Below are 24,603 nucleotides of genomic sequence, written 5' to 3'. Positions count from 1 at the left end.
TGTCCTGCCAGTGATATCGGCCGCGGACCGGTTCAACTTGAGTCCGCGGCCGGCATGCATCAGCCGCTGAGCTGGGAGAGCTGCGAGGTGAGGCTGCTCATGGTCTGGCTCATCTTGCTCATCAGGGCATCGAGCGCGAGGAACTGCTTTTTGTAACGTTCGGACACGCCTTCCATGCGGACATCCAGCGCCTTGCGGCGCTTGTCGATATCGGTCAGCGTGGTGTTGATGCTCTTGGTGCGCGAAACGAACGCGCCTTCCTTGCCGACGGTGGTGCTGACGTAGCCATCCACCATCGCAAACAACTTCGCTGCCGCACCGTCATCGCCGGTGAACGCCTCACGCACGGCGCCGCCCTGGTTGACCAGGGCCGCGTCGAACTTTGCGGTATCCAGCACCAGGCTGCCATCAGCGTTGGGATAGGCACGGGTCTGCAGACCGATCTTCTTGGGATCCAGGCCGGCGGCCGAGAGGTCCTTGAGAATGCCGCCCATCATGCTGCGCAGCTGGCTGGAGGCGCCGCGCATCTGCGCATCGCCGGTCAGCGAGGAGGGCTCCTTGTTCTCGATGTCGTACTTGGTCGCGGTGTTGATTGCCGCGATGGCGCCGTTGTACGCCGTGACGAAGTCCTGCATCACCTTGCGTGCCGCGGCAACGTCGGTGGTGATGGTGACGGTGCTTTCGCCTTCCTTCTTCAGGTTCAGGGTGAGGCCGGGCACCACGTCAGTGACGGTGTTTTCGCTGCTGGTGATGGCCACGCCGTCGATGGTCAGCTTGGCGTCTGCGGCCGGTGTACGCTCCTTCAGGCTGGCAGCGAGGTCGGCCAGCTTGGTGTTGCCTGGTGAGGCAGTCAGCGTAATGGCGTTGGCGGCGCCCGACTTCTCCTGCGAGAGGGACAGAATCTGGTTATCGCCCGACGCGATGAGCGTGGCCTGTACGCCCGAGGCGCGGCCGGCTTTCTCGATCTTCGTCCGGATCGAGCTGAGCGTGTCGTCGGCTTCGACGTTGATGTCCAGCGTCTTCTGCTTGTCGCCGACGCCTACGGTGAGCGTCAGGGTTCCGGCGCCGAAGGTGTCTGTCTTCGGTATCGCGGTGTCCGAAATCAGCTTGTGTGCGGTAGCAAGCTTTTCCACATTGATCAGGTGCGTGCCAGCCGCAGCGGAGTTGGTGCCGCTGACCGTCAAGATCTCGTCGGTACCGGCTTTGCTGGCTGTGAACGTGCGTGCGTCGAACGCCGTATTGGCCTTCAGTGCCTTCAGTGCCGTATTCAGCGTGTCGAACGCGGATTTGACCGTGCCGATCGCCGAGAGCTGCATCTTGGCCTTGGACTGCTGCAGGTTCAGTGCGTTGTCCGCCGGCTTGCGATCGGCCGCCACCAGGCTGCTGACCATGCCGGAAATATCCAGTCCTGAACCGATGCCGCCGTAACCGAAGTCCGCCACGTTGTATCTCCTGTTTGTAGCCGCTGCCGTGAAGTTGCAGGGCGATGCCATCAACGAAAGTAGCGGCCGTAGCCGCCGGGTCTTTAGAACCACGTTGATGCAGGAGTTGTGCCAGCCAGGGCAAGGGCGGGTTTGGCACGCCGGTTGCAGGAGCCCTGGGGCAGGGGCGGCGGTCCGCGCCTCTGATAGGTGGTCTGTAAAAAACCCTCCTCCAATGCAGAGGAGGGGTCAGGCTACTGAAAAGCGGGGGGAGACGAAGCCACCCGGGGTGTTCAGTCAAACAAACAGCGCTGATAACAGTTCTGCCGCAGGGGCGGGCCATGGCCACGACGATGTGGCGACCGGGAGAGAGTCCGGTCCATGGCCATGGCCCGTTCCTGCGCGTGCTTTGCGATGCCTCGGGTTGCCCGCGCCGCCGGCCGGGGCCGGCGGCGGGACGATGCAGCCGTGGATCAGCGCAGCAGGCTGAGCACGTTCTGCGGCACCTGGTTGGCCTGGGCCAGCATGGCCGTACCGGCCTGCTGCAGGATCTGGGTGCGGGTCAGCTCTGCGGTTTCCTTGGCGAAATCCGTGTCCTTGATGCGGCTACGCGACGCGGACAGGTTTTCGGTCGAGGTCTGCAGGTTGGCCACCACCGAGGTGAAGCGGTTCTGGATGGCGCCGAGGTCTGCACGGGTGCTGTTGATGGCACCCAATGCCTTGTCGACGATTTCCAGAGCCTGCTGTGCCCCAACGACGGTATCAACGCGCAGGTCTGAAAGGTGCGAAGCGGCGGTGCCTTCCGCAACCTGGGCGATGTTGGCATCAGCAACAACGCCGGACACCTTCAGCTTTGCCACGTCGACGTCTGCCTTTACGGACGACAAGGTGATCTTGCCGGCGACGACATTGCCCGTTGTTTCATCCACGCTTGCAGCCGCGTGCAGACCCGTTTCGCCGATTTTCGCGTTGATTGCGGCGGAGATCGACTTGACAGCGTTCTCTTTCGTCGATGCCAGAGCCGCAGCAACGTCCGCCGCGTCCGCGGTCGCAGCTTTGACGACGTCAAAGCTGATGTCGCCCAGCTTGACGTCACCTACGGTCGCGCCTGCAATCTTGCCCGTTCCCAGGCTTGCGTCTGCGTCGGCAAGGGTGATCGTGCCAGCCGTCGCGAACGTGGTTGTGCCCAGTGAGTCGGACTTTGCATTGATCACCTTATCGATGGCGATTGCTTGTCCTGCATTGGCACCGACCTGGAACAACTGGCTGGAGAACGATCCGTCAAGCAGCTTGGTGCCGTTGAAGTCAGACTGCTTGGCAACGCGGTCGATTTCGCTGACCAGCTGCGTCACTTCTGCCTGCAGCGCCTTGCGGTCGCTGGCGGAGTTGGTGGCGTTGGACGACTGCACGGCCAGTTCACGGACGCGCTGCAGGTTGTTGCCGATTTCGCTCAGCGAACCTTCGGCGACCTGGGCCAGCGAAATGCCGTCGTTGGCATTGCGGATGGCTACATCGGTACCACGGATCTGGGTGCCGAAACGCTCGGAGATCGCCAGGCCGGCGGCGTCGTCCTTTGCGCTGTTGATGCGCGAACCCGACGACAGGCGCTGGATGGTGGTGGCCAGGGAGCTGCCGCTGGTACTCAGGTTGCGCTGAGCATTCAACGACATCGTGTTGGTGTTGATGACTTGTGCCATGGTGGTTTCCTTTGGCGGTGGATCGTGAATCGATCGTTACACCTGCGGCGAATCTCTCGGCGCAGGTGTTTGGAGTGCGGCTTAGCGCAGCAGGCTGAGCACGTTCTGCGGCACCTGGTTGGCCTGGGCCAGCATGGCCGTACCGGCCTGCTGCAGGATCTGGGTGCGGGTCAGCTCTGCGGTTTCCTTGGCGAAATCCGTGTCCTTGATGCGGCTACGCGACGCGGACAGGTTTTCGGTCGAGGTCTGCAGGTTGGCCACCACCGAGGTAAAGCGGTTCTGGATGGCGCCGAGGTCAGCGCGGGTGCTGTTGATCGAGCCCAGTGCACTGTCAACGATCTCGAGAGCCTGCTGGGCACCGGCAACGGTGTCGATTTTGAGATCGGACAGGTGCGATGCGGCGGTCCCATTGGCGGCATCTGTATTCAGAGTCAGGCCGTCGGGCGTGGTGGCACCAGCTGTCACAGCGATGTCAGTCGCTTTGTTGTCCGCCTTGACTGAGGTGAGGGTAATCGACCCTGCGGTTACAGCTCCAGTTGCCTCATCAACTGTCGGCGCGGCATGCAGGCCGGTCTCACCGATTTTGCTATTGATAGCTGCCGTGATCGCCTTGACAGCGTTGGCTGCGTTCGACGCCTGGATGGTGGCATCACCGGCCGGGTCAACAAAATCGAACTTAACTTCACCAAGGTCAATCTTTCCGACCTTCATTGATGCAATCGTTCCGCTGTCCAGCGTGGCGCCGTCCACCTTAAGGGTGCCGCCGGTAGCGAAGGTCGTTCCTCCCAAAGCGTTCGCCTTGGCGTCCACCACCTTATCGATGGCAATGGCCTGACCAGCATTGGCGCCGACCTGGAACAGCTGGCTGGAGAACGAACCGTCGAGCAGCTTGGTGCCGTTGAAGTCCGACTGCTTGGCCACGCGGTCGATTTCGCTGACCAGCTGGGTGACTTCTGCCTGCAGGGCCTTGCGGTCGCTGGCGGAATTGGTGGCGTTGGACGACTGCACGGCCAGTTCACGGACGCGCTGCAGGTTGTTGCCGATTTCGCTCAGCGAACCTTCGGCGACCTGGGCCAGCGAGATGCCGTCGTTGGCATTGCGGATGGCCACATCGGTGCCGCGGATCTGGGTGCCGAAACGCTCGGAGATCGCCAGACCAGCCGCGTCGTCCTTGGCGCTGTTGATGCGCGAACCCGACGACAGGCGCTGGATGGTGGTGGCCAGGGAGCTGCCGCTGGTGCTCAGGTTACGCTGAGCATTCAACGACATCGTGTTGGTGTTGATGACTTGTGCCATGAGGAAGGGTCCTTGAGCAGTTGCACGTGAGTTGGGTTAGCCGCCCCTGACGTGCTTCAGGGGCGTCGCATGTCAGCGCTGCAACAGGCTGAGCACGTTCTGGGGAACCTGGTTGGCCTGGGCCAGCATGGCGGTGCCGGCCTGCTGCAGGATCTGGGTACGGGTCAGTTCCGCGGTTTCCTTGGCGAAATCGGTGTCGCGGATGCGGCTCCGCGAGGCCGACAGATTTTCCGAGGAGGTCTGCAGGTTGGCCACCACCGAGGTGAAGCGGTTCTGGATGGCGCCGAGGTCGGCGCGGACGCTGTTGACGGATTCCAGCGCCTTGTCGACGATTTCCAGAGCCTGCTGGGCGCCGGCAACGGTGTCGATCTTGATGTCAGAGACATGCGACGGACCGCCACCCGCGGCAGGCGTGTTCAAGGCGGCGGGAGGCGTCCCAGCGGAAGTAACGGCCACGTCGGCCACCTTGTTGTCTGCCTTGATCGAGGTCAGGGTAATGACACCAGGAGTGGCAACACCCGCCGCGTCGGTCTGTTGTGCAGCATGCAGACCGGTTTCACTCAACTTGCCGTTGATGGCCGCCATCATGGCCTTGGTGGCGTTTTCCTGATTCTTGGTCGCGGTCGCCGCTTGTTCCGCCGTGGTGCCGGCGGGGACGGTGTAGTCGAACTCGACATCGCCGATGCTGATCTCACCCACCATCACGCCTTCGATCTTTCCCGCTGCAGTGGTAACTGCTGCCGCGTTGAGCGTGATGCTGCCGGCGTCGACGAAGGTGGTGGCGCCCAAAGAGGTCGCCTTTGCATCCACGACGCTGTTGATCGCGATCGCCTGACCCGCATTCGCACCTACCTGGAACAGCTGGCTGGTGAAACTGCCGTCCAGCAGCTTGGTGCCGTTGAAGTCGGACTGCTTGGCGACGCGGTCGATTTCGCTGACCAGCTGGGTCACTTCGGCCTGCAGTGCCTTGCGGTCGCTGGCCGAGTTGGTGGCGTTGGAGGCCTGCACAGCCAGTTCACGGACGCGCTGCAGGTTGTTGCCGATCTCGCTCAGCGAACCTTCCGCGACCTGGGCCAGCGAGATGCCGTCATTGGCGTTGCGGATCGCGACATCGGTGCCGCGGATCTGGGTGCCGAAGCGCTCGGAGATTGCCAGGCCGGCGGCGTCGTCTTTTGCGCTGTTGATGCGCAGGCCCGACGACAGGCGCTGGATGGTGGTAGCGAGCGAGCTGCCGCTGGTGCTCAGGTTGCGCTGAGCGTTGAGCGACATCGTATTGGTGTTGATTACCTGTGCCATGGGTCGTCTCCCTTATTGGAATCCCGGTGGTGAATGGAACGAAGCGCCGCCGTTTTTTTGTTTTTGGCTGTGTGCTTCGCTGTTGCCAAATCAATAACGGCGCTTTGTCAACAACCTTTAGGCGGAGATTCACGCGGATCTGCAGGGGAGGCGGAGGCGGCCCGATTTCACGCCCCAAAACGAAAAAGGCCGCGATGCTCGAAGCATCGCGGCCTTGAGGCCACCCCGGGTTGCAGGGGGGTCAGCGGATCATGTTGAACAGCGACATCGACTGCATCTGCGAGAACAGCGTCTGGGCCGCCTGCAGGGCGGTCTTCTCCAGCTGGTACTGGCTCAGTGCATCGGCGTAGTCCAGGTCGCGCATCTGCGAGAGGGTGGTCTTGAGCGTGACGACGTTCGATTCCCGCATGTCCGAGGCGTTGTCCAGCGCCTTGAGCTGGGCGCCGCCGGCGGCGCGGGAGTCGATCATCCGCTCCGAGGCGCGGGCCACGTCGCGCAGGCCGCTCTGCAGCAGGTTCTGCTGGGCTGCCTGCTGGGCGGGGGTACCGGTATCCATCTTCAGTGCGCCGATCAGCGAATCCAGGGTGCCGAAGATGTCGCGGCTGGACGCGGGGCTGACCTCGACGATATCGCCCGCGGCGGGCGCACCTTCGATGTGAAGGCGCACGCCGTTGACCACCAGGTCGTCGCCGGTCTTGAGCGTGCCGCTGGACACCACGGCGCCACCGGCATCCAGCAGGTCATAGCTGTCGGCGCCAGTGAAGCGCACGCTGAAGCCTTCTCCATTCCAGCTGCCGTCGCTGTCGCGGGTGATGTTGGTCAGCACGGCGCTGCCGGTATTGCCGGGGCTGGCCTTGCCATCCACATGCCCGTCGCCGGTGACGATGCGCATGAAGATCTCGCTGCCGGGCAGGGCGTCCTTCACGTAGGTGTCCGGGCCAACCTCCACCTCGCGCTGGTTCTGGTCGCCGTTGTAGACGATGCGGCCATCCACCTGGCTGAAGGGCGGGCTGCCGTCATCCGTACCACCGAAGAGATAGCGGCCGGTACCGTCGGTACTGTTGGCCACCGCGAGCAGATTGCCGCGGATCGCCTCGATTTCCGTGACCATCGATTGCTTGTCGGCGGCGGCCAGGCCCGGGTTGTTGGCGTAGATGGTCAACTCGGTGATGCGGCCCATCATGTCGCCCACCTGGGCCAGCGCGTTTTCCTGCAGCCCCAGCCGGTTCTGCACGTTGCCGGCGTTGAGCTGCATGCGGTCCAGCGAGGCCAGGGTGCGGTCCAGGCCGACCGCGCTGCCGGCCGAGACCGGATCGTCCTTGGCCGACACGATCTTGCTGCCGGTGGCGATCTGGCGCTCCAGATGGTTCATCTTCGCCTGCGAGGCGAGCATCAGGGACACCGACTGATTGAACATCATCCCGGTGGAAATGCGGTTGTTCATCGCGAGACGGCTCCGAGGATGGTCTGGAACATGTTGTCGGCAGTGGAGATCAGCTGCGAGGCGGCCTGGTAGGCCTGCTGCAGGCGGAGCATGTCCGAGGCCTCCTCATCCAGGTTCACGCCGGAGATCGAGTCGCGCGCGGCCTGGGCCTGGTCGGTGATCACCTGTTGCGCCATCAGCGAGTACTCCGCAGAGCGTGCGGCCGCGCCGACCTGGGTGGTCAGGCCGCCGAGCGCGCCGCTGAGCGTGACCGTGCCCGCATTGAAGGTCTTGGCCTGCTCGACCTTGGCCAGCAGCAGGGCATTGCTGTTGTCCGAGGAACCGGCCGAGGTCGGCCCGATGTTGAAGGTGTCGCCGGTCTTGGGCGCGCCGTCGAGGACAAAGCTCCAGCCGTTGGCGGTGATGGTCTGGCCGGCGGTGTAGGTGCTGGGGGGGCCGCCATCGATGGTGTATTCGGTGGCACTGATGAACACGATCGCCGCCGGATTACGCAGGGCGGCGTTGTCCGGGTCGGTCACCTTGACCCCGGTGAGCTTGCCGGTGCCGGTGTTCGCCATCGCGGCGGTGCCCTTGATCGGGGCGGCGGCGGCGATGCGCGAGGTATCGGTGATCGCCACGGCCATGCTGCCGGCCACGCCTGCGGTGGGCTGCAGCAGGAAGCGGTCGTCCTTGGCCGGCGTGCCGCTCATGACCAGCGCTACGCCGTTGAGTACCAGCGGGTCGGCTGCGGTGCCGGCGCCGGTCATCGGGATGGCGGCGCCGGTGTCGGCGCGGGTGGCCTGCCACTGGGTGCCATCGAACTTCATCACGATGTTCTGGCCGTCCAGCTTGGAGAGGTCGCCGAAGCTGGCGCTCATGCTGGCGGTGCCGACGTTGGCGCTGTTGGCGGTGATGCGTGGGTTGCCGATGGTGAAGAAGTCACCGCCCATGTTGCCGTACAGATCCGCGCCCTGGCGGTGGACGTCGTTGAAGCTGCTGGCCATGCCGATCGCCAGCTTGCCCAGTTCGGCCTGGGCCGGGGTCAGCACGGTGTCGCGGAACTCCAGCAGGCCACCGATCTGGCCACCGAGCGTCTTGCCCTCGATGGTGATCTTCTGGCCCTGGCTTTCCAGCGCCAGCTGCAGCCGCTCGGGCTGATAGGGATCGGTGACGGTGGTGACCTTGGAGGCCGTGGTGCCGACCACCAGCGCCTGGCCGCCGGCGGTGTAGACGTTCATCAGCCCGCCGTCCTGCATCACCGCGGTGCCGCCGGTGTAGCCGACCAGATTGGCGATCAGCTGGTCGCGGCGGTCGAGCAGATCCGGCGCGGCGGTCGCGGCATTGCCGCCGATCGACCCATTGAGCTGGGCAATCTCCTGGGCCAACCGGTTGATCTCGGTGGCGCCGGCGATCAGGCCGTTGTTGACCTCGCCATTGAGGTTGTTGAGCTGGGTGTTGAGCTGCTGGAAGCGGTTGGCCAGGGTCTTGCCGCTGTCCAGCATGTTCTGCCGGTCGGCACTGCCGGAGGCATTGGAGGACAGCCCGCTGACCGAATCGAAGAAGTTGGACCACACCCCGGCGACGTTGGTCGCGGTGTCGGAGAACATCGCATCCACGCGATCGGCCATGGTCGAGAGCTGCTTCAGGCGCGCCAGTTCACCGCTGCCATCGAGCAGCCGCGAGATCGCCAGCTGGTCCGCCACCCGGCGGACGTCGGTGATGCGGGTGCCATTGCCCACGTCGCCGTACCCGTAGTTCTGCGGGTCGGCCGTGGCGAAGTCCACCTTCTGCCGGCTGTAGCCCGGGGTCTTGATGTTGGCGACGTTGTGGCTGGTGGTCGCCAGGGCGCGCTGGAAAGCGAGCAGGGCGCTGGTGCCGGTGGAGAGTACGCTGGACATGGATTACCTCAACGACGGATGACACCCAGCCCGGTCGGGCTGGCGGTGCTGGCAAAGGTGCGGCCCAGGCGCTCGCCGGCATCGCTCACCGCCGCGACGGCGCGCTCGATGGTCGGGCCGCCGGCGATCGCGGCGATCTTGGCCGCGTAGGTCGGGTCGGTGGCGTAGCCGGCGCGCTGCAGCCCCTGCGCGAAGCTGCGCACGTTGCTGCCGGCCTGGAGGGCGTTCTGGTAGCGCGGGCTGGTCTTCAGCAGGCGCACGTAGTCGGCGAAGCTCTCGCCGACCGAGTTGTAGGCGCGGAAGCTCGCCGTTTCGTTACGGCGCACGCCGTTGACGTATTCATGGGTGCCGCTGGTGGCACGTTCGCCCTGCCAGCCGTTGGCCTTGATCCCGAACAGATTGTGCGAGCTGTCGCCACCACTGCGCCGGACAAGCTTGCGGCCCCAGCCGGTTTCCAGCGCGGCCTGGGCGACCAGCGCCTTGGCATCCACGCCGAGCTCGCGTGCGGCCTGCTGGGCATGGCCCCAGATGCTGGCCACGAAGCCTTCCGGCGTGTGCGGGCCGAGCTCGGCGGCAGCCGTGTTGGCCGCCAGGGTATCGGCGGCGCTCGGGCCGGTGGCCGCAGTACGGTTCACGCCGGTCCAGCGGTCATCGGCCATGGCCCAGTGGGCGCTGGCCGGATCGGTATCGGCGACTGCCGCGTAGGGATCGCTGCGGCCGATCGCCTCATGCATCTGGCTGCTTTCACGGCCGGCAATCAGGTCCAGGGCACGCTCCATCGGCTGCAGCACGGCCGATGGCTCACCACCGCCGAGCTGCTGCAGCAGGTCAACCTCGCGCGGCGCGGCCGGTGCGGTGCTGGCCGGCAGCGGCATGGCGGCGGCCGGTGCATTGAGTTGATAGGCACGCAGCGCGGCGGCCGGGTTGAGCGTGGTATCGACCGGCTTGGCCGCCTCGCCCTCGGGGCCACCCAGCTGGCGCGCGATCATGCTCGACAGCCCCAGGCCACGGCCGCGGGTCATCGCATCGGCGATCTTCTGGTCGTACATTTCGCGGAACATGGTGTTTTCGCCGGGGAACAGCGAATCGCCGAAGCTCGCTTCACGCATGCTCTTGATCAGCATCTGCGCGAACTGGCCTTCCAGCTGGCGGGCGACCTTGTCGACCTTGGCCGGGCTGTTGGGCTGGGCGGGATTGAGTTCCAGGGCCGGTTGAATACGCATGTCAGATCACCTCGAGTTCGGCGCTGAGCGCGCCGGCCTGCTTGAGGGCTTCCAGGATGGCGATCAGATCGCCCGGGGCGGCGCCCACGGCATTCACCGCGTGCACGATTTCATCCAGCGTGGTGCCGCCGCTGAACTTGAACATGCGGCTGCCATCATTGGTCGCGGTGATGGTCGACTGTGGCGTGACCGCCGTCTGGCCGCCGCTGAACGCGCCCGGCTGGCTGACGTTGAGGTTCTCGTTGATGGTCACCGTCAGCGAGCCATGCGAGATCGCGGCCGCGCCGACGCGTACCTGCGAACCGATGACCACGGTGCCGGTCCGCGAATTGACCACCACCTTGGCCGGCGCACTGCCGGGAGTGAGTTCCAGGTTTTCGATACGAGCCAGCAGACCGATGCGTGCGCCCGGATCAGAGGGTGCGTTGACCGCAACGGTGACGCCATCGATCGCGCGGGCGGCGCCTTCACCGAACGCATTGTTCAATGCCGAGACCATCCGCGAGACGGTGGTGAAGTCGTTCTTGTGCAGGTTCAGGGTGATGTCGCCACCACCGCTGAACACGTCCGGCAGGGCACGTTCGACGGTCGCGCCGTTCGGAATGCGGCCGACGCTGGGCACGTTGACCGAGACGCGCGAGCCATCCTTGCCCTGCACGCCGAAGCCACCCACGATCAGGTTGCCCTGGGCAATCGCATAGACCTGCCCATCGGCACCGCGCAGCGGCGCCATCAGCAGCGAGCCGCCGCGCAGCGAGACCGCGTTGCCCACCGAGGAAACGGTGATGTCGATCGGCTGGCCGGGCTTGGCGAACGGCGGCAGTTCGGCATGGATCGCCACGGCCGCCACGTTCTTCAGCTGCGGGTTGACGTTCGCGGGCACGTTCACGCCGAGTTCGCCGAGCAGATTCTTCAGGCTCTGCACGGTGAAGGGGGCCTGGCTGGTGCGGTCGCCGCTTCCATCCAGGCCAACCACCAGGCCGTAGCCGACCAGCGCATTGCCGCGCACGCCGCCGACCTGGGCCAGGTCCTTGATGCGCTCGGCGGAAGCAGGCGCAGCCAGCGCGAACACGGCCAGCAGCGCCACGATAGCGCGTGTCGTGTAGCGCGACGCCGCGCCCCATGACCAGAGGGCGCCGGTCGGCTCGAGGCGTCGCCACGCGCCCGGATCTGACCGCGCCGCCTCTGGGCACGCTTCGGCGCTTCGCTGACGGCAAATGAGGGAGAGGAAGAAAGTCATGTCAGGCTCAGTACGGCGCCAGCGCCGAGTTGAAGAAGCGGCTCAACCAGCCCATCGCATTGGATTGGGCGATCGCACCGCGGCCGCCGTAAACGATGCGGGCATCGGCAACACGGCTGGAAGGAATGGTGTTGTCCGGGAAGATGTCCGCCGCGCGTACGATGCCCTGCACCTGCACCAGCTCATCGCCGCGGTTCAAGCGCAGGTTCTTGGCACCCTGTACCACCAGGTTGCCGTTGGGCAGGCGCTGGATCACCGTGACGGTCACGCTGCCCTGCAGGCGGTTGCTCTGCGCGCTGGTGCCCTTGCCGGTGAAATCGCGCGAGCCGGCGGCGCTGGCACTGAGGATGTCCTTGCCGCCCAGCGTGACCGGGGCGCCGAAGATCGTCGGCGTGCCGATGCTCAGCTCCGACTCTTTCGAGGTGGAGGTGTTGGCGGTGGTCTGCGCGGTGGTGCTCTCGGTCAGGGTGATCGTGAGCAGGTCACCGACATCGCGGGCGCGCCGGTCCGAGTACAGCTGAAGGCCCGGGCCGGCAGCGTAGATCGCCCCGGCGGTGGCCTGGGCCGAGGGCGGCATGATCGGTTCGACCGGCGCCATGGCCGGGTAGGGCCGGACATCGCCGGCGATCACGCAGCCACTCAGGGTGGCGACGATGACGGCGGCGGCGAGCAGGCGGAGGGTAGGAGCAAGACGCGACATGGCAGGTTTCCGGATCGACCGATCAGACGTTCTGGTTGAGGTAGCCGAGCATCGCGTCGGTGGTGGAGATCGCCTTGGCGTTCATTTCGTACGCGCGCTGGGTTTCGATCATCGAGACCAGTTCTTCCACCACGTTGACGTTGCTGCCTTCCAGCGCACCCTGCACCACGGTGCCCAGGCCGTTGAGGCCGGGGTTGCCGTTCTGCGCCGGGCCGGAGGCGGTGGTTTCCAGGAACAGGTTTTCACCGCGGGCCTGCAGGCCCGCCGGATTGACGAAGTCGGTCAGGGTCAGCGCGCCGATTTCCACCGAGGCGGCGTCGTCGGCCATCTTCACGCTGATGGTGCCGTCGGTGCCGATGGTGAGCGACTGCGCGCCTTCCGGAATCTGGATGCCCGGCTGCACCGGGTAGCCGCTGTTGGTGACCAGCTCGCCATCCTGGTTGCGCTGGAACGAGCCATCGCGGGTATAGGCCGAAGAACCATCCGGCATCTGCACTTCAAAGAAGCCGCGGCCGTTGACCATCACATCCAGCGCGCGGCCGGTCTGCTGCTGGCTGCCCTGCTCGAAGTTCTTGGAGGTGGCGACCACGCGCACACCGGTGCCCAGCTGCAGGCCCGAGGGCAACTGCGTCTGCGCCGAGGAAGCGCCGCCGGGCTGGCGGACCTGCTGGTACAGCAGATCTTCAAAGCTGGCACGGTCCTGCTTGAAACCGGTGGTGTTGGTGTTGGCGAGGTTGTTGGAAACCACCGACATGCGCGTCTGCTGCGCATCCAGTCCGGTCTTGGCGATCCACAATGCCTGGTTCATGGCGTCATTCCTGTGTTGTAGCGGATGGCCGCGTGGTGCGGCCCTTGCGAAGGGCAATGCATGGCGCGTGCCAGAACCGCGCCGGGATTACGTCACCGGCGATGGTCAGCCGCCCAGGCGCAGCAGGCTGTTGGCGCTGCGGGCGTTGTCGTCGCCGTGCTTGATCACCTTCACCTGCATTTCGTACTGGCGCTGCAGCTGGATCATCTGCACCAGCGCACCGGCGGCATCCACATTGCTGCCTTCCAGCTGGCCGCTTTCCAGCGACTTGCCCTGGGCCTGCACGAACGGCTGCTGCGGATCGGTGTTGCGCATCAGCCCGTCCAGGCCACGCTCCAGCCGTGCGTCGTCGGCCTGCACCACGCGGATGCGACCAACGTTGGCCATCGTCTGCGGGCCTTCGCCCAGCGGAATGATCGAGATCGTGCCGTCGTTGCCGATGTCCATCGCCTGGTGCGGAGGGATCGCGATCGGATTGCTGTTCTCATCCAGCACCGGATGGCCGCCGGCGGTCACCAGCTGGCCATTGGGCGTGATCGAGAGCGCCGCACCCCGGGTATACGCCTCACCGGCATTGGCGCCGGGTGCCTGCACGGCCAGCCAGTTGCCGGCCTGCAGCGACAGATCCAGCGGGTTGCCGGTGATCTGCTGGGCGCCCATGCGCCGGTTGAAGCCGGCGTCCACGTGCAGGGCATCCACGCGCGAGGCGTAGCCGGTCCCCTTGATCGGGAAGGCCTCGGTGTTGGCGAGCGCCTCCTTGAAGCCGGGGGTGTCGGTGTTGGCCAGGTTGTGCGAGAGCGTGCCCTGCGCCTGCAGGGAAGCGCGTGCACCGGTCATCGCGACGTAGAGTGCCTTGTCCATCGGTGTAATCCCGTGTTGCGGTCAGTGGCTCATCAACGCAGGTTGATGATGGTCTGGGTGATCTGGTCCTGCGTGGAGACCATCTGCGAGTTGGCCTGGAAGTTGCGCTGGGCAGTGATCATGTTGACCAGCTGCTCGGTCAGGTCGACCGTGGAGGCTTCCAGCGAACCGGCCTGGATCTTGCCCAGGTTGGAGCTGTCCGGCGAACCGGTACGCGGGGTGCCGGAGGCGAAACTCTCCACCCACAGGTTGTTGCCCTTGGCTTCCAGGCCCTGTGCGTTGTTGAAGGTGGTCAGTGCGACCTGGCCCAGCGGCTTGTCATCGCCGTTGGAGTAGCGCGCGTAGACGATGCCTTCCTCGGAGACGGTGATCTCGTTGAGCTTGCCGGCCGCGTAGCCGTCCTGCTGGGTGTTGCGCAGCGCGAACTTCTCGCCGTACTGGGTGGAGCCGCTGAGGTTCAGCGACATCGACAGCACGCCGGCGCCGGTGGTCGGGGTGAACGGATCCATGACGATCTGGCCGTTGGCCGGCTCGGTCAGCGCGCCGCTGTCGGAGAACTTCAGCAGCGTCGGCGTACCGGCGGCCTTGCCGTCCACGTAGTTGTAGACCTGCCACTCGTTCGGGTTTTCGGTCTTCACGAAGTACGAGGTCTGGGTGTGGCTCACGCCCAGCGAGTCGTACACGGTGATGCCGCCGGTGGAGTGGCTGTAGCTGTTGGAATCGGTCGGGTCGAAGGTACCAACCGTCGGTTCCTTGGCGTTGGCCGGCAGGGTGAAGCTGACATCGACCTTGCCGGTCTGTTTGGGCGGGCTGTCGGTGGTCAGCAGCTGCAGATCGGTCAGGCGGCCGGCATCGAAGTTGGTGCCGTCGGCATTGGGCGCGAACACCTGCAGGCGCGCGCCCTGCGGGTTGGTCACGTAGCCGGCCTGGTCGGTCTGGAAGTTGCCGGCGCGCGAGTACACGCGGGCACCGTTCATGGTCAGGGTGAAGAAGCCCTCGCCGGAAATGGCCATATCCAGGCTGCGCCCGGTCTGTTCGTTGTTGCCCTGCGAGAACTGCTGGGCGACGTTGGTCAGGCGCACGCCCGAGCCGACCGCGTTCTTGGACAGGCCATAGCTGGTGGCCGAGAACAGATCGGCGAACTCGGCGCGCGACTGCTTGAAGCCGGTGGTGTTGACGTTGGCGATGTTGTTCGCCGTGACGTTCAGATCGGCATTGGCTGCGTTGATGCCGGACAACGAGACGTTGAAGCCCATGGGATGCTCCTGTGGATGCGGGTAAGGCGGCTCAGCTGATGCGGAGCACGTAGTCGATCGGGGCCGTGCCCAGACCCTTGAGGTTGAGGTACAGGCCGTCCGTGCCGACCGTGACGCTCTCCACCGGGGCCTGCACGTAGGTGTTGAGCTTGGTCTTGGTGCCAGCGGTGTCGGTATGCGAGGCGGCGATGGTGTAGGTGCCTTCGGCCATGCGGTTGCCGTTGGCGTCCTTGCCGTCCCAGTCGAAGGTGACTTCGCCGGAGGCCTTGGCTTCCACGCTGATCTGGTTGACCTTGACGCCGTTGGCATCGGTGATGTCCACCGTCACGAAGCCGGCGCCGGGGGCGGCGACCATGCCGGTCACATCGCCGTCCTTCTCCAGCGCGAGCTTCTCCGACGGCACCAGCACCTCGTGGCCGACCAGGGCCGCGCCGCGCAGGATCTGGTCGCTGGACATCGAATCCTGGAAGCCCTTGACCGTGTTGTTGAGGTCGGTGATGCCCTGGACCTGCGACAGCTGCGCCATCTGCGCGACCATCTGGGTGTTGTCCATCGGCTTGAGCGGATCCTGGTGACGCAGCTGCTCGGTCATCAGGCGCATGAAATCGGCCTGGTCCAGGGTGCTCTTTTTCTTGCTGGTGTCGCTGTTGGGCGCGTTCAGGCCCAGCGCGCTGTAGATGTCGCTGCTGTTCTGGCCAACGCCGTTGGTGCTGCTCATGGGAGGGGATTCCTGCGGTAAGAGGGTCAGCGACCCATGGTCAGCGTGGCCAGCGCCAGTTCCTTGGCGGTGGTCAGCATCTCCACGCCGGCCTGGTAATTGCGCGAGGTCGAGATCAGATTGACCATCTGCGCGACCGGGTCCACGTCGGGCTGGTAGATGTAGCCATCGGCATCGGCCAGCGGGTGGCCCGGCTCGTAGCGCTGGATCGGCGCGGCGTTGCTCTGGCTGATCTCCTTGACCTGCACCGTGGTGATGTTCGGGTCGGTGCGGCTGGTCACCGACTGGAAGATCGGCTCCAGCGGCTTATAGACCGCATCGGCCGAACCGGCGACGGTGTCGGCGTTGGAGAGGTTGGAGGCGATGGCGCTCATGCGCACGGACTGCGCCTGCAGCGCGGAACCGGCGATATCGAAAATGGGCAGATTGCTCATGGCTTATTGCCCCGTGATCGCGGTGAGCATGGAGCGCACCTTGGATTCGACGAAGCTCAGCGAGGCGCGGTACTCCAGCGCGGCGCGGCCGTAGGCGGCACGCTCGGCATCCGGGTCGACGGTGTTGCCGTCGATGCTCGGCTGCACGCCTTCCTTGGCGATCTGGAACGGGTTCAACCCGCCGCCGATCTCATAGTGCTTTTCACTGGTGGTCTTCAGCAGGCCGTTGCCATCCAGCCCCTGGGCATTGCGCAGGGCGGCATCGAAGTCCAGGTCCTGGGCCTTGTACCCGGGGGTGTCGGCATTGCTCAGGTTGCTGGCGATCAGCTTCATCCGCTGCTCGCGCAACGGCATGGCCTGGGCATGGACACCCAGATAGTTCGAAATCAGATTGGGCATGACGCACTCCCACGGGACGATGCCTGGGGCAGTGCAAGCGGCGTGCCAGAGGGGCGCCAGAGGGGAGGGGCCGGTGCCCGGCGGCATCATTCACGCCGGGAAAATCCACCGACCCGCAGGGCCGGGTAGATCCACGCCATGCGTGGATGCCGTCAACCCACCGGAGGAAGGGCGCCGACACCAGGGCCGGCCGCCCCTTACGCCGCCATTGCGACCTTGCGCAGGCGGTCCAGCAGGAAGTCCGCCAGCTCATGCGGGGAGTACTTGGCCACGAAGGCGTTCGCGCCGACCCGTTCGACCATCGCGTTGTTGAACACGCCCGACAAGGACGTGTGCAGCAGCACGTACAGGCCGGCCAGACCCGGGTGACGCCGGATTTCCGTCGTCAGGGTGTAACCATCCATCGCCGGCATCTCGATATCGGAGATCACCATGGCGTAGCGCTCGGCCGGGTTTTCGCCCGAGGCGTGGATCTGCAGCAGGTGGTCCAGCGCCTGCTTGCCGTCCGAAAGCAGGGTCGCCCCGACCCCCAGCTGGTCCAGCACGCTGCGGATCTGCTGGCGGGCCACGCGCGAATCGTCCACCACCAGCACCTGCATCGGCGGGGCATCGGGAGGCAAGGCCATGGAGGGGTCCAGCACCGCTTCGCCACGGATCTCGGCGATGTCGGCCAGCACGCTTTCCACGTCGATCACCTGGATAAGCTCACCCTGGAAGCGGGTCACCGCCGTCAGATAGCTAGATTCGGCGCCCAGTTCCGGTGGCGGGTGGATGTCTTCCACCGCGATGTTGACGATGCGTTCCACACCGCTGACCAGGAAGCCCTGGATGGAGCGGTTGAACTCGGTCACCACCAGGTAGCCCGGCGCCTTGTCGGCATCGGGCTCACGCTCGGGATGGCCGATCGCCAGGCCCAGGTCCAGCACCGGCACCGAGCGGCCACGCACATCGGCCACACCGGCGAACTGGCTGGGCAGCCCGGGCACCTGGAACAGATCCGGGCGCCGCAGGACTTCCTGCACCTTGAACACATTCACGCCAAAAAGCTGACGTCCCCCCAGCCGGAACAGCAGCAGGGCCAGACGATTGTGGCCGGCCAGGCGCGTACGCTGGTCGATGCGGTTGAGCAGGTCATGAGACATGGGCTTGGTATCGGCGGGAGCGGCGGTGACTTGAGCGCCGCGTAGAGGGTAGTTCGGCATGGGGCTTGCATCGTGCTGCGCATGTTCCTTGCCCATGGAGTGCCCATGCGATCTCTTGTCTTTGCCGCGCTGCTGCTGGCGGCGCCCGCCTGGGCGGCCGGCGGTTGGCAGCCGGTGGATAGCATCCGCCAGGCCGCGCTCGGCACCTTGCCGGCCGGCAGCGAGGGCGACACCACCCTGGATTCGGCGCTGCGCCTGCCTGCCTGCGCTCAGCCGCTGGCGGCCCAGCCGACCGGCACCAGTACCGTGGAAGTCAGCTGCCCGGATGCAGGCGGCTGGCGCCTGTTCGTGCCGGTAAAGGTGCGTCGCAACCAGACTGTGCTGATCCTCAATCGGGGCGTGGCCGCTGGAGAAACCCTGTCGGCGGCCGATATCACTACTGGCCAGCGTGATGCGGCCCGGATCGCCGGCGCTGCATTGGCCGATCCGGCCGCCGCCGTCGGCCGCGTGGCGCGCAGGACCCTCAGTGCTGGCAGTCTGATCTCGGCCAATGACCTGGTCGCGCAGCGCCTGGTGCGCCGGGGCGACAGTGTCGCGCTGGTGTCGCGGCGGGGCGGGGTGGAGGTCCGGGTGGCGGGGCGCGCCATGGCCGATGCCGGCGAGAATGAGCGGGTCTCGGTTGAGAACCTGTCGTCCCGCAAGATCGTGCAAGGCACCGTCGCAGCCAGCGGTGACGTTTTAGTGACGCGCTGAACACGATTGTGAATACGGGCCACATTTCCCGTAAAACCTGCAATATTCCCCTAAAGATGGCGCCCGACCGGCCGTTATCCCTTGTGAACCGCATTCCCAGGACAACTCCATGAGCCAGAAAATCGACGGCAACCTGCAGGCCACCGCCCATCTGCGCAGCGTCGCTCCCGGCAACAAGCCGAGCGTCAGCACCGATGCCCCGGCCCGCCCGGTGGAAGCCGCTGACAGCCTGCGCCTGACCGGCGAAGCCACCAGCCTGCAGGCGATGCAGCGCGAACTGTCCACGGCCCCGGCGATCGACGCGGCCCGTGTCCAGGCCGTGCGCGACTCGCTGCAGAACGGCACCTACAAGATCAATCCCGACGCGATCGCCTCGCGCATGCTTGAGCTGGACCAGCAGCTGCAGGGATGAAGCTGGCGATGAGCGAGCCGCTGCAGCGCCTCAGCGATGCCTTGGACGTCGAACGCCAGGCATTGGTCGAGCATGACGTGCAGGCCCTGATCCGCGCGACCGGCGCCAAGCTGGAGGCGTTGCGGGCACTCGAAGCCGCGCTGCCGCTTGGCCAGGCCGAGCGTGTGCAGGAACTGGCAGAGCGCAACCGTGCCAACGGCGTACTGCTTTCACGGCGCCGCCGCGAGGTCAACTGGGCATTGCGCCAGCTCGGCCGCAGCGAAGATGCCGCGTCGTACGATGCCAAGGGCCAGTCGCACACGCTCAACACCCGGCGGCCGCTCGCGGTCGCCTGATCTCCCCATCTGGCGGCCCCAGGCTGCCGATGTGAACGTCACCGCGTATATTGAGCGCCTGTTTCCCGCCGCCTCGATGTGACCGTGACCGTAACTTCCGCCCTTGTCACCGCCCCGTTGCCCCCGCATCCGGTCCTGCTTGCCCTGTTTGAACGGATCAAGGAGGGCGTGCTGCTGTTCCGCGAGGATGGCAGCGTGGCGCTGGCCAATGCCGCCGTCAGCGAGATCCTCGGCCAGGCCGAGCGCGATGCCGAACTGACTCCAGCGCAATGGCTGCGCCAGTTGCTGCCACCGGATGCGCTGGAACAGGCGCGCCTCAACGGCCACTGGAACGGCAGCCTGCCGGTCGGCGAGCGCATGGTCATCGCCCATGTCTACCATCACGACGATGGCGGCCAGCGACACTATCTGGCCTTGTTCCGCCGCATCGAAGGCCAAGAGGATTACGAGCGCGAGCTGCAGCAGCGCCATGCCGAACTGCGCCAGGCGTACCTGCGCCTCAACGGCACCCAGGAAAAGCTGCTGCAGTCGGAGAAGATGGCCTCGATCGGCCAGCTCGCCGCTGGTGTGGCGCACGAGATCAACAACCCGATCGGTTATGTGCACTCCAACCTCGGCAGCCTGCAGGAATACCTGCGCAGCCTGTTCACCGTGATCGAAGCTTACGAGCGCGCCCTGCGCGCACCAGATCCGAAGGCGTTGATCCCGGAAATCGATGACATCCGCCAACGCTTCGACATCGATTTCATCAGCCGCGATCTGCCGCAGCTGATGGCCGAATCACGCGAGGGCATCGAGCGGGTGACCCGGATCGTACGCGATCTGAAGGACTTCTCGTATTCTGGCCGGGATGAGTCGTGGAAGCTGGTGGACCTGCACGCGGGCCTGGAATCCACGATCAACATCATCTGGAACGAGCTCAAATACAAGGTGACCCTGCACCGCGAGTTCGGCCAGCTGCCGCTGGTGGAGTGCCTGCCGTCGGAGTTGAACCAGGTGTACATGAACCTGCTGCTCAACGCCGGCCACGCCATTGCCGACCGCGGCACGATCCATGTGCGCACCGGCGTGGACGGCGACACGGTCTGGGTGGAGTTCGAAGACACCGGCGGCGGCATCTCGCCGGACCTGCGCCAGCGCATCTTCGATCCGTTCTTCACCACCAAGCCGGTCGGCAGCGGCACCGGGTTGGGGCTGTCGATCTCCTACAGCATCATCAACAAGCACCACGGCCGCATCGATCTGGAGAGCACGCCGGGTGTGGGCTCCAAGTTCCGGCTGGTGCTGCCGATCAAACAGCCGCGCTGATCCGGCAGCGGGCGCGCTGGCCGCTGGCCCGCATTGCGCGGGCTTTCAGGCAGCCTCAATCCGCGTCGACTGCCGGCAGCGCTGGCGCCGGTGCCGTGTTCGCCCGGCGCTGCTCCTCATGCGTGCGGAATGCCTGGTGGATGTGCTTGCGCAGCTCATCATCGTTCCACGGCTTGGTCAGGAACCGGTAGATCGCGCCACGGTTGATCGCGTCGGTCACGGTGTTGAGGTCGGTGTAGCCGGACAGCACCAGGCGGATCGTATCCGGGTAGAGCATCTTCACCCGGCCCAGGAACTCGGTGCCGCTCATGTCGCTCATGCGCTGATCGGACAGGATCACCTGCACGTCGTTGATGGCCAGTAGATCAAAGGCATCGCGCACGTTGCCGGCCGCCAGGATGCGGTAGCCGTCGCGGCGGAACAGGCGCACCAGCGAACGCAGCACGTTTTCTTCGTCGTCCAGCAGCAGCAGCGTGCGGTCCGGACGGGTTTCTGCGAAGGCCTCCGGGCGCAGGTACCGGCGGCGCAGGGTCATGCCAGCGGCATCGGCCGACATCGGCTCACCGAACAGATAGCCCTGGAACACATCGCAGTCGTTGCGGCGCAGGAAGCCGAGCTGGGCCTGCGATTCCACGCCGTTGGCGATCACGGTCATGCCCAACTGGTGGCCCATGGCGATGATCGCGCGGGCGATCGCGGCTTCGCGGTTGCCGGCCGGCGCGCTCTTGATGAAGCTGCGGTCGATCTTGAGCTTGTCCACCGGGTAGCGGACCAGCGCGCTGAGGCTGGAATCACCGGTGCCGAAGTTGTCCAGGCTCAGGCTGATGCCTTCGTTGCGCAGGTTGACCAGCGTCTCGTGGACGAAGTTGACGTTGTTGGTCAGCGCGCTTTCGTTGATCTCCAGCGTGAGCATGTGCGCCGGCACGCCGGCGGCCTGCAGCAGCGACATCACCTCGGCGAAGAAGTTCGGGCGCAGCAGCTGCAGCGTGGAGACGTTGACCGCGATGGTGAAATCGTCGAAGCCCTGGTCGCGCCACAGCTTGGCCTGCTTCAAGGCGCCTTCCAGCACCCACGTGCCGATCTGCACGATGATGCCCAGGCGTTCGGCGGTGCGCATGAAGCGCTCCGGCACCAGCATGCCCAGCGTGGGCGATTGCCAGCGCAGCAGTGCTTCCATGCCGACCACGTGGCCGTCGCGGGCGCTGACCAGCGGCTGGTAACGCAGCTTGAGCTCGCCATTGGGGATCGCGTCGACAATCTGGCGCGCGATGATGCTCTCGCTGTGCGCGCTGGACGGCGTATCCACGGCGTGGATGCGCACCGCATTGCCGCCTTCGCGGGCGGCCTGGTACAGCGCGTCTTCGGCGTGGTCGAGCAGACGCGAGACACCGGTGGCGTGCTCCGGGCACAGGCTCACGCCCAGCTTGCCGGTCATGAACAGCGTGTACGGCAGCACCGACAGCGGCAGCTCCAGTTGCTGGCGGATTTCCTCGGCCAGGTCCTCGGGCAGTGGCATATCGGCCGTACGCGGCACGGCCAGCAGGAATTCATCGCTGCCGTGGCGCCACAGCTTGCCGCGCCCGCGCAGGTGGTGCTGCAGGCGCTGGGCGACCAGCACCAGCGCCTGGTCGCCGACCTCCGCGCTCATGTTCTCGTTGACCGAAGCGAAGTGGTCGATATCCACGTGCATCAGCATCAGCGGCATGCCGCCGGAGGCGGCCTCGGTCACCATCGCCTGCAGTTCGGGGTTGCCGGCGCCCAGGCGGGGCGGGGCGTCCTCGATGCTGACCAGGGGCAGAGAAGGGTTCCACATGAGCTCAGTGTTCCAGGGTGTCGTGAGCCGTCGCGCCGGTGGCGCGGTACGGCAGGTAAAGGTCGATCAGGGTACCGGCGCCGTGCGCCGATTCGATACGCAATGTGCCACCCACGCTCTGCGCGCGCTCGCGCATCACGATCAGTCCCAGCCCGCGCGGGCCGTCCGGGTCGAAGCCCTCGCCGTCGTCGCGCACCTGCAGGTGCAGGCCGTGGTCGTCCACATCGCGCAGGTGCAGGTTGACCTGTCTGGCGCGTGCATGGCGCAGCACGTTGGTCAGGCTTTCCTGTGCGATGCGGAAGCACGCCTGTTCGATGTCGCCAGCCGGGCGCCGGGGCAGGGACTGGATGTCCGGCAGCAGTTCGATCGCCGCCGAGCGGAACAGCACGCCGGCCTGCCAGCGCAGCGCCGCTTCCAGACCCAGCGCATCCAGCTGCGGTGGGCGCAGCAGGGTGGAAATGTCGCGCAGCTTGCCGACGGTCGCATCGGCCAGCTGGATGATCTGCGCCAGGTCTTCATCGCGGCGGGCGGCGTCCTGCTCGTCCTGGGCGGCGTAGGCAGACAGTTTCATCGCGGTGATCGCCTGGCCGATGTCGTCGTGCAGATCGCGCGAGATCGCCCGGCGCTCGTCCTCCTGCAGCGAAAACAGCCGGCCGGCCATCGCCTGCAGCTCACGGTTGCTGGTTTCCAGCGCCTCGCGGATGCGCTCGGGCTCGCTGAGGTCGCGCACGATCAACAGCTTGCAGTTGCGCCCGCCGTAGCGCACATCGCCAACGGCAAGGCCGGCCTGGAACGCCTGGCCGTTGAAGCGGCGCATGCCGATCACTTCGCCAGCCCCCGCGCTCTGCAGGGGCAACTGGGCGAACAACTGCGCCCGCACCCGGGGCAGGTCATCGTCGGTGACGAGCGCGGCCAGCGGCTCGCCGAGCAGGGTGTTGTGGCCGTAGCCGAACTGGGTGGCCGCGCAGGCATTGGCGTACAGCACGTGCTCCTCGGACAGGATCACCACGCCATCGGGCAGCACCCGCACCAGCTCGCGGAACTGTTCTTCGCGCTCACGCAGCAGGCGCCGCGACTGCTCGCGCTCGGTGACGTCCTGCAGGGTGCCCAGCACGCGCGGGCGGCCGGCGTCGTCCTGGCCGCTCTCAGCGCGCAGGTGCACCATCAGGGCGCGCCCGTCCATCGCCAGCAGCGGCAGCAGCACATCGATCTGCACGGGCTCGCCGGAGCTCATCTCCTGCAACAGTTGTTCGCTGAGCGCCGCCGTGGCCGGATCGGCCGGCACCAGCAGCTCATCGAACCGGTGCCAGCGCCGGGCTTCGGGCGCGCGCCGCCCGAGCAGGCGATACACCTGATTGGCGTACCGGCCCAGGCCGGTGGCCGGATCGATCTCCCACGCGCCAATGCGCGCCATCTCGTGCGCTTCTTCCACCCGGGCCAGCGCCTGGTCGCGGCGCAACAGGGCCTGATCTTCGCGGGTGCGGTCGATCGCGATCAACAGACGCGCGCGGCGGCCGCCGTAATCGATGAAATTGCTGCGCATCTCCATCCGCCGCGTGCTGCCGTCACTCAGGCGCAGGTCGGCGGTGATCACGCACAATTGCTCGGGGTTGGCGCGGATGTGGTCCAGCTTGGCCTCGAGCATGGCCTCGTGCCCCGGCGGCCACAGCGCGGTGATCGGCATCGCGGTGAAGGCCTCGCGGCTGAAGCCGAAGAAGCTGGCCGCGGCCGGGTTGACGTCAAGGATGGCCAGCGATTCCAGATCGTAGACCAGGATCGGACCGGGATTGCCTTCGAACATCTGCCGGTGGCGCGTTTCCGAACTCTCCAGCCGCGCGTGGGTGTGCAGCACGTGCTGGGCCAGCGGGCGCAGCAGCAGATAGATCAGTGCGGCGCTGGCGACCACGAAGAATGTGCCCTTGAGGGTCTGCCACTGCGCGGCCGTCTGCAGATCCGAGGCCACCACCTTGACCGCCGCGTCGCTGCTCAGGATCCACACCATGGCCAGTACCAGGTAGGCCACGACCACACGCCAGCGGTCCCGGCGCAGATCGCGTGCCAGCGGGGTCTCGGCAGCGGGTTCGGAAGGGCCTGGCAGGTGGGTCGACATGGGGCAGGGCGGGGCCAATCGGACAAGGCGAGTGTCATCTTACCTGCCCCGGGCGAGGAT

22 protein-coding genes are annotated in these 24,603 nt (G+C 66.0%); 4 read left to right on the top strand and 18 right to left on the bottom strand.

The genetic code is table 11. From position 1 onward, the window contains the following. Nucleotides 1-59: 59 nt before the first annotated feature. The 16 genes from fliD to AC06E9_RS07930 form a co-directional block, all read right to left on the bottom strand. Nucleotides 60-1,442, bottom strand: coding sequence for a flagellar filament capping protein FliD (fliD, locus tag AC06E9_RS08005; protein ID WP_121036753.1), 1,383 nt, complete (start codon nucleotides 1,440-1,442; stop codon nucleotides 60-62). Between the two features lie 452 nt (nucleotides 1,443-1,894). After that, entirely contained in the window at nucleotides 1,895-3,118 is a 1,224-nt protein-coding gene (locus tag AC06E9_RS08000; protein WP_152150770.1) for a flagellin, read from the bottom strand. A gap of 81 nt (nucleotides 3,119-3,199) precedes the next feature. Continuing rightward, nucleotides 3,200-4,414 (bottom strand): flagellin, encoded by a 1,215-nt coding sequence (locus AC06E9_RS07995; RefSeq protein WP_152150772.1) that lies wholly within the window; start codon nucleotides 4,412-4,414, stop codon nucleotides 3,200-3,202. A gap of 72 nt (nucleotides 4,415-4,486) precedes the next feature. Then, nucleotides 4,487-5,710 carry a flagellin gene (locus AC06E9_RS07990; protein ID WP_121036755.1) on the bottom strand — a complete coding sequence of 408 codons (1,224 nt, stop codon included), beginning with the start codon at nucleotides 5,708-5,710 and terminating at the stop codon, nucleotides 4,487-4,489. A 241-nt stretch (nucleotides 5,711-5,951) separates the two neighbouring features. Continuing rightward, nucleotides 5,952-7,154 carry a flagellar hook-associated protein FlgL gene (flgL, locus tag AC06E9_RS07985; protein ID WP_152150774.1) on the bottom strand — a complete coding sequence of 401 codons (1,203 nt, stop codon included), beginning with the start codon at nucleotides 7,152-7,154 and terminating at the stop codon, nucleotides 5,952-5,954. Then, nucleotides 7,151-9,031 carry a flagellar hook-associated protein FlgK gene (gene flgK, locus AC06E9_RS07980; RefSeq protein WP_478055859.1) on the bottom strand — a complete coding sequence of 627 codons (1,881 nt, stop codon included), beginning with the start codon at nucleotides 9,029-9,031 and terminating at the stop codon, nucleotides 7,151-7,153. The genes flgL and flgK overlap by 4 nt, the downstream gene beginning before the upstream one ends. A gap of 8 nt (nucleotides 9,032-9,039) precedes the next feature. Then, a complete protein-coding gene (gene flgJ / locus AC06E9_RS07975) occupies nucleotides 9,040-10,254 on the bottom strand; it encodes a flagellar assembly peptidoglycan hydrolase FlgJ (RefSeq protein WP_478055858.1) in 1,215 nt (404 codons plus the stop codon). Between the two features lies 1 nt (nucleotide 10,255). After that, nucleotides 10,256-11,344 carry a flagellar basal body P-ring protein FlgI gene (locus AC06E9_RS07970; protein ID WP_478055926.1) on the bottom strand — a complete coding sequence of 363 codons (1,089 nt, stop codon included), beginning with the start codon at nucleotides 11,342-11,344 and terminating at the stop codon, nucleotides 10,256-10,258. Between the two features lie 157 nt (nucleotides 11,345-11,501). Beyond that, on the bottom strand, nucleotides 11,502-12,194 hold the full coding sequence (flgH, locus tag AC06E9_RS07965; protein ID WP_070471594.1) for a flagellar basal body L-ring protein FlgH: 693 nt from the start codon (nucleotides 12,192-12,194) through the stop codon (nucleotides 11,502-11,504). A 22-nt stretch (nucleotides 12,195-12,216) separates the two neighbouring features. Continuing rightward, entirely contained in the window at nucleotides 12,217-13,002 is a 786-nt protein-coding gene (gene flgG, locus AC06E9_RS07960) for a flagellar basal-body rod protein FlgG (RefSeq protein ID WP_102788470.1), read from the bottom strand. 105 nt (nucleotides 13,003-13,107) lie between these two features. Beyond that, a complete protein-coding gene (locus AC06E9_RS07955) occupies nucleotides 13,108-13,863 on the bottom strand; it encodes a flagellar basal body rod protein FlgF (RefSeq protein ID WP_121036760.1) in 756 nt (251 codons plus the stop codon). Between the two features lie 32 nt (nucleotides 13,864-13,895). Further along, on the bottom strand, nucleotides 13,896-15,119 hold the full coding sequence (gene flgE, locus AC06E9_RS07950) for a flagellar hook protein FlgE (RefSeq protein WP_461769794.1): 1,224 nt from the start codon (nucleotides 15,117-15,119) through the stop codon (nucleotides 13,896-13,898). A gap of 31 nt (nucleotides 15,120-15,150) precedes the next feature. Further along, a complete protein-coding gene (locus AC06E9_RS07945; protein ID WP_121036762.1) occupies nucleotides 15,151-15,837 on the bottom strand; it encodes a flagellar hook assembly protein FlgD in 687 nt (228 codons plus the stop codon). 26 nt (nucleotides 15,838-15,863) lie between these two features. Then, a complete protein-coding gene (gene flgC / locus AC06E9_RS07940; protein WP_478055857.1) occupies nucleotides 15,864-16,271 on the bottom strand; it encodes a flagellar basal body rod protein FlgC in 408 nt (135 codons plus the stop codon). 3 nt (nucleotides 16,272-16,274) lie between these two features. Then, nucleotides 16,275-16,670 (bottom strand): flagellar basal body rod protein FlgB, encoded by a 396-nt coding sequence (gene flgB, locus AC06E9_RS07935; protein WP_152150781.1) that lies wholly within the window; start codon nucleotides 16,668-16,670, stop codon nucleotides 16,275-16,277. Between the two features lie 197 nt (nucleotides 16,671-16,867). After that, the gene (locus AC06E9_RS07930) at nucleotides 16,868-17,812 is read right to left on the bottom strand and encodes a chemotaxis protein (protein WP_070471614.1); all 945 of its coding nucleotides are present in this window, start codon (nucleotides 17,810-17,812) and stop codon (nucleotides 16,868-16,870) included. Nucleotides 17,813-17,917: 105 nt separating this feature from the next. Between AC06E9_RS07930 and flgA the strand changes: the two genes are divergently transcribed. The 4 genes from flgA to AC06E9_RS07910 all read left to right on the top strand — a co-directional run bounded on the left by flgA (nucleotide 17,918) and on the right by AC06E9_RS07910 (nucleotide 20,620). Then, complete coding sequence (gene flgA, locus AC06E9_RS07925; RefSeq protein ID WP_478055856.1) at nucleotides 17,918-18,565, top strand: flagellar basal body P-ring formation chaperone FlgA; 648 nt, start codon at nucleotides 17,918-17,920, stop codon at nucleotides 18,563-18,565. Nucleotides 18,566-18,674: 109 nt separating this feature from the next. Then, nucleotides 18,675-18,977, top strand: a complete 303-nt coding sequence (flgM, locus tag AC06E9_RS07920; protein ID WP_088435084.1) for a flagellar biosynthesis anti-sigma factor FlgM — start codon at nucleotides 18,675-18,677, stop codon at nucleotides 18,975-18,977. A 2-nt stretch (nucleotides 18,978-18,979) separates the two neighbouring features. After that, the gene (locus AC06E9_RS07915; protein WP_183073736.1) at nucleotides 18,980-19,312 is read left to right on the top strand and encodes a flagellar protein FlgN; all 333 of its coding nucleotides are present in this window, start codon (nucleotides 18,980-18,982) and stop codon (nucleotides 19,310-19,312) included. Nucleotides 19,313-19,396: 84 nt separating this feature from the next. Further along, complete coding sequence (locus AC06E9_RS07910) at nucleotides 19,397-20,620, top strand: ATP-binding protein (RefSeq protein ID WP_121041042.1); 1,224 nt, start codon at nucleotides 19,397-19,399, stop codon at nucleotides 20,618-20,620. 55 nt (nucleotides 20,621-20,675) lie between these two features. Here AC06E9_RS07910 and AC06E9_RS07905 read toward each other — a convergent pair whose 3' ends face one another. Together AC06E9_RS07905 and AC06E9_RS07900 are read right to left on the bottom strand one after the other, a co-directional pair. Continuing rightward, nucleotides 20,676-22,433, bottom strand: coding sequence for an EAL domain-containing protein (locus tag AC06E9_RS07905; RefSeq protein WP_478055855.1), 1,758 nt, complete (start codon nucleotides 22,431-22,433; stop codon nucleotides 20,676-20,678). A gap of 4 nt (nucleotides 22,434-22,437) precedes the next feature. Beyond that, entirely contained in the window at nucleotides 22,438-24,543 is a 2,106-nt protein-coding gene (locus tag AC06E9_RS07900; RefSeq protein ID WP_478055854.1) for a sensor histidine kinase, read from the bottom strand. Nucleotides 24,544-24,603: the final 60 nt, after the last annotated feature.

Source organism: Stenotrophomonas sp. Steno-Z10-BAI (assembly GCF_056393115.1).
The sequence above is the reverse complement of the archived record's forward strand: the minus strand, read 5'-3'. Positions and strand labels throughout refer to the sequence as shown.

Excerpts from the sequence above, each read along its gene's own strand:
- AC06E9_RS08000 (WP_152150770.1), bottom strand. The coding sequence starts at position 3,118 with ATGGCACAAGTCATCAACACCAACACGATGTCGTTGAATGCTCAGCGC.
- AC06E9_RS07995 (WP_152150772.1), bottom strand. The coding sequence starts at position 4,414 with ATGGCACAAGTCATCAACACCAACACGATGTCGTTGAATGCTCAGCGT.
- AC06E9_RS07990 (WP_121036755.1), bottom strand. The coding sequence starts at position 5,710 with ATGGCACAGGTAATCAACACCAATACGATGTCGCTCAACGCTCAGCGC.
- flgL (WP_152150774.1), bottom strand. The coding sequence starts at position 7,154 with ATGAACAACCGCATTTCCACCGGGATGATGTTCAATCAGTCGGTGTCC.
- flgK (WP_478055859.1), bottom strand. The coding sequence starts at position 9,031 with ATGTCCAGCGTACTCTCCACCGGCACCAGCGCCCTGCTCGCTTTCCAG.
- flgJ (WP_478055858.1), bottom strand. The coding sequence starts at position 10,254 with ATGCGTATTCAACCGGCCCTGGAACTCAATCCCGCCCAGCCCAACAGC.
- flgH (WP_070471594.1), bottom strand. The coding sequence starts at position 12,194 with ATGTCGCGTCTTGCTCCTACCCTCCGCCTGCTCGCCGCCGCCGTCATC.
- flgG (WP_102788470.1), bottom strand. The coding sequence starts at position 13,002 with ATGAACCAGGCATTGTGGATCGCCAAGACCGGACTGGATGCGCAGCAG.
- AC06E9_RS07955 (WP_121036760.1), bottom strand. The coding sequence starts at position 13,863 with ATGGACAAGGCACTCTACGTCGCGATGACCGGTGCACGCGCTTCCCTG.
- flgE (WP_461769794.1), bottom strand. The coding sequence starts at position 15,119 with ATGGGCTTCAACGTCTCGTTGTCCGGCATCAACGCAGCCAATGCCGAT.
- AC06E9_RS07945 (WP_121036762.1), bottom strand. The coding sequence starts at position 15,837 with ATGAGCAGCACCAACGGCGTTGGCCAGAACAGCAGCGACATCTACAGC.
- flgC (WP_478055857.1), bottom strand. The coding sequence starts at position 16,271 with ATGAGCAATCTGCCCATTTTCGATATCGCCGGTTCCGCGCTGCAGGCG.
- flgB (WP_152150781.1), bottom strand. The coding sequence starts at position 16,670 with ATGCCCAATCTGATTTCGAACTATCTGGGTGTCCATGCCCAGGCCATG.
- AC06E9_RS07930 (WP_070471614.1), bottom strand. The coding sequence starts at position 17,812 with ATGTCTCATGACCTGCTCAACCGCATCGACCAGCGTACGCGCCTGGCC.
- flgA (WP_478055856.1), top strand. The coding sequence starts at position 17,918 with ATGCGATCTCTTGTCTTTGCCGCGCTGCTGCTGGCGGCGCCCGCCTGG.
- flgM (WP_088435084.1), top strand. The coding sequence starts at position 18,675 with ATGAGCCAGAAAATCGACGGCAACCTGCAGGCCACCGCCCATCTGCGC.
- AC06E9_RS07905 (WP_478055855.1), bottom strand. The coding sequence starts at position 22,433 with ATGTGGAACCCTTCTCTGCCCCTGGTCAGCATCGAGGACGCCCCGCCC.
- AC06E9_RS07900 (WP_478055854.1), bottom strand. The coding sequence starts at position 24,543 with ATGTCGACCCACCTGCCAGGCCCTTCCGAACCCGCTGCCGAGACCCCG.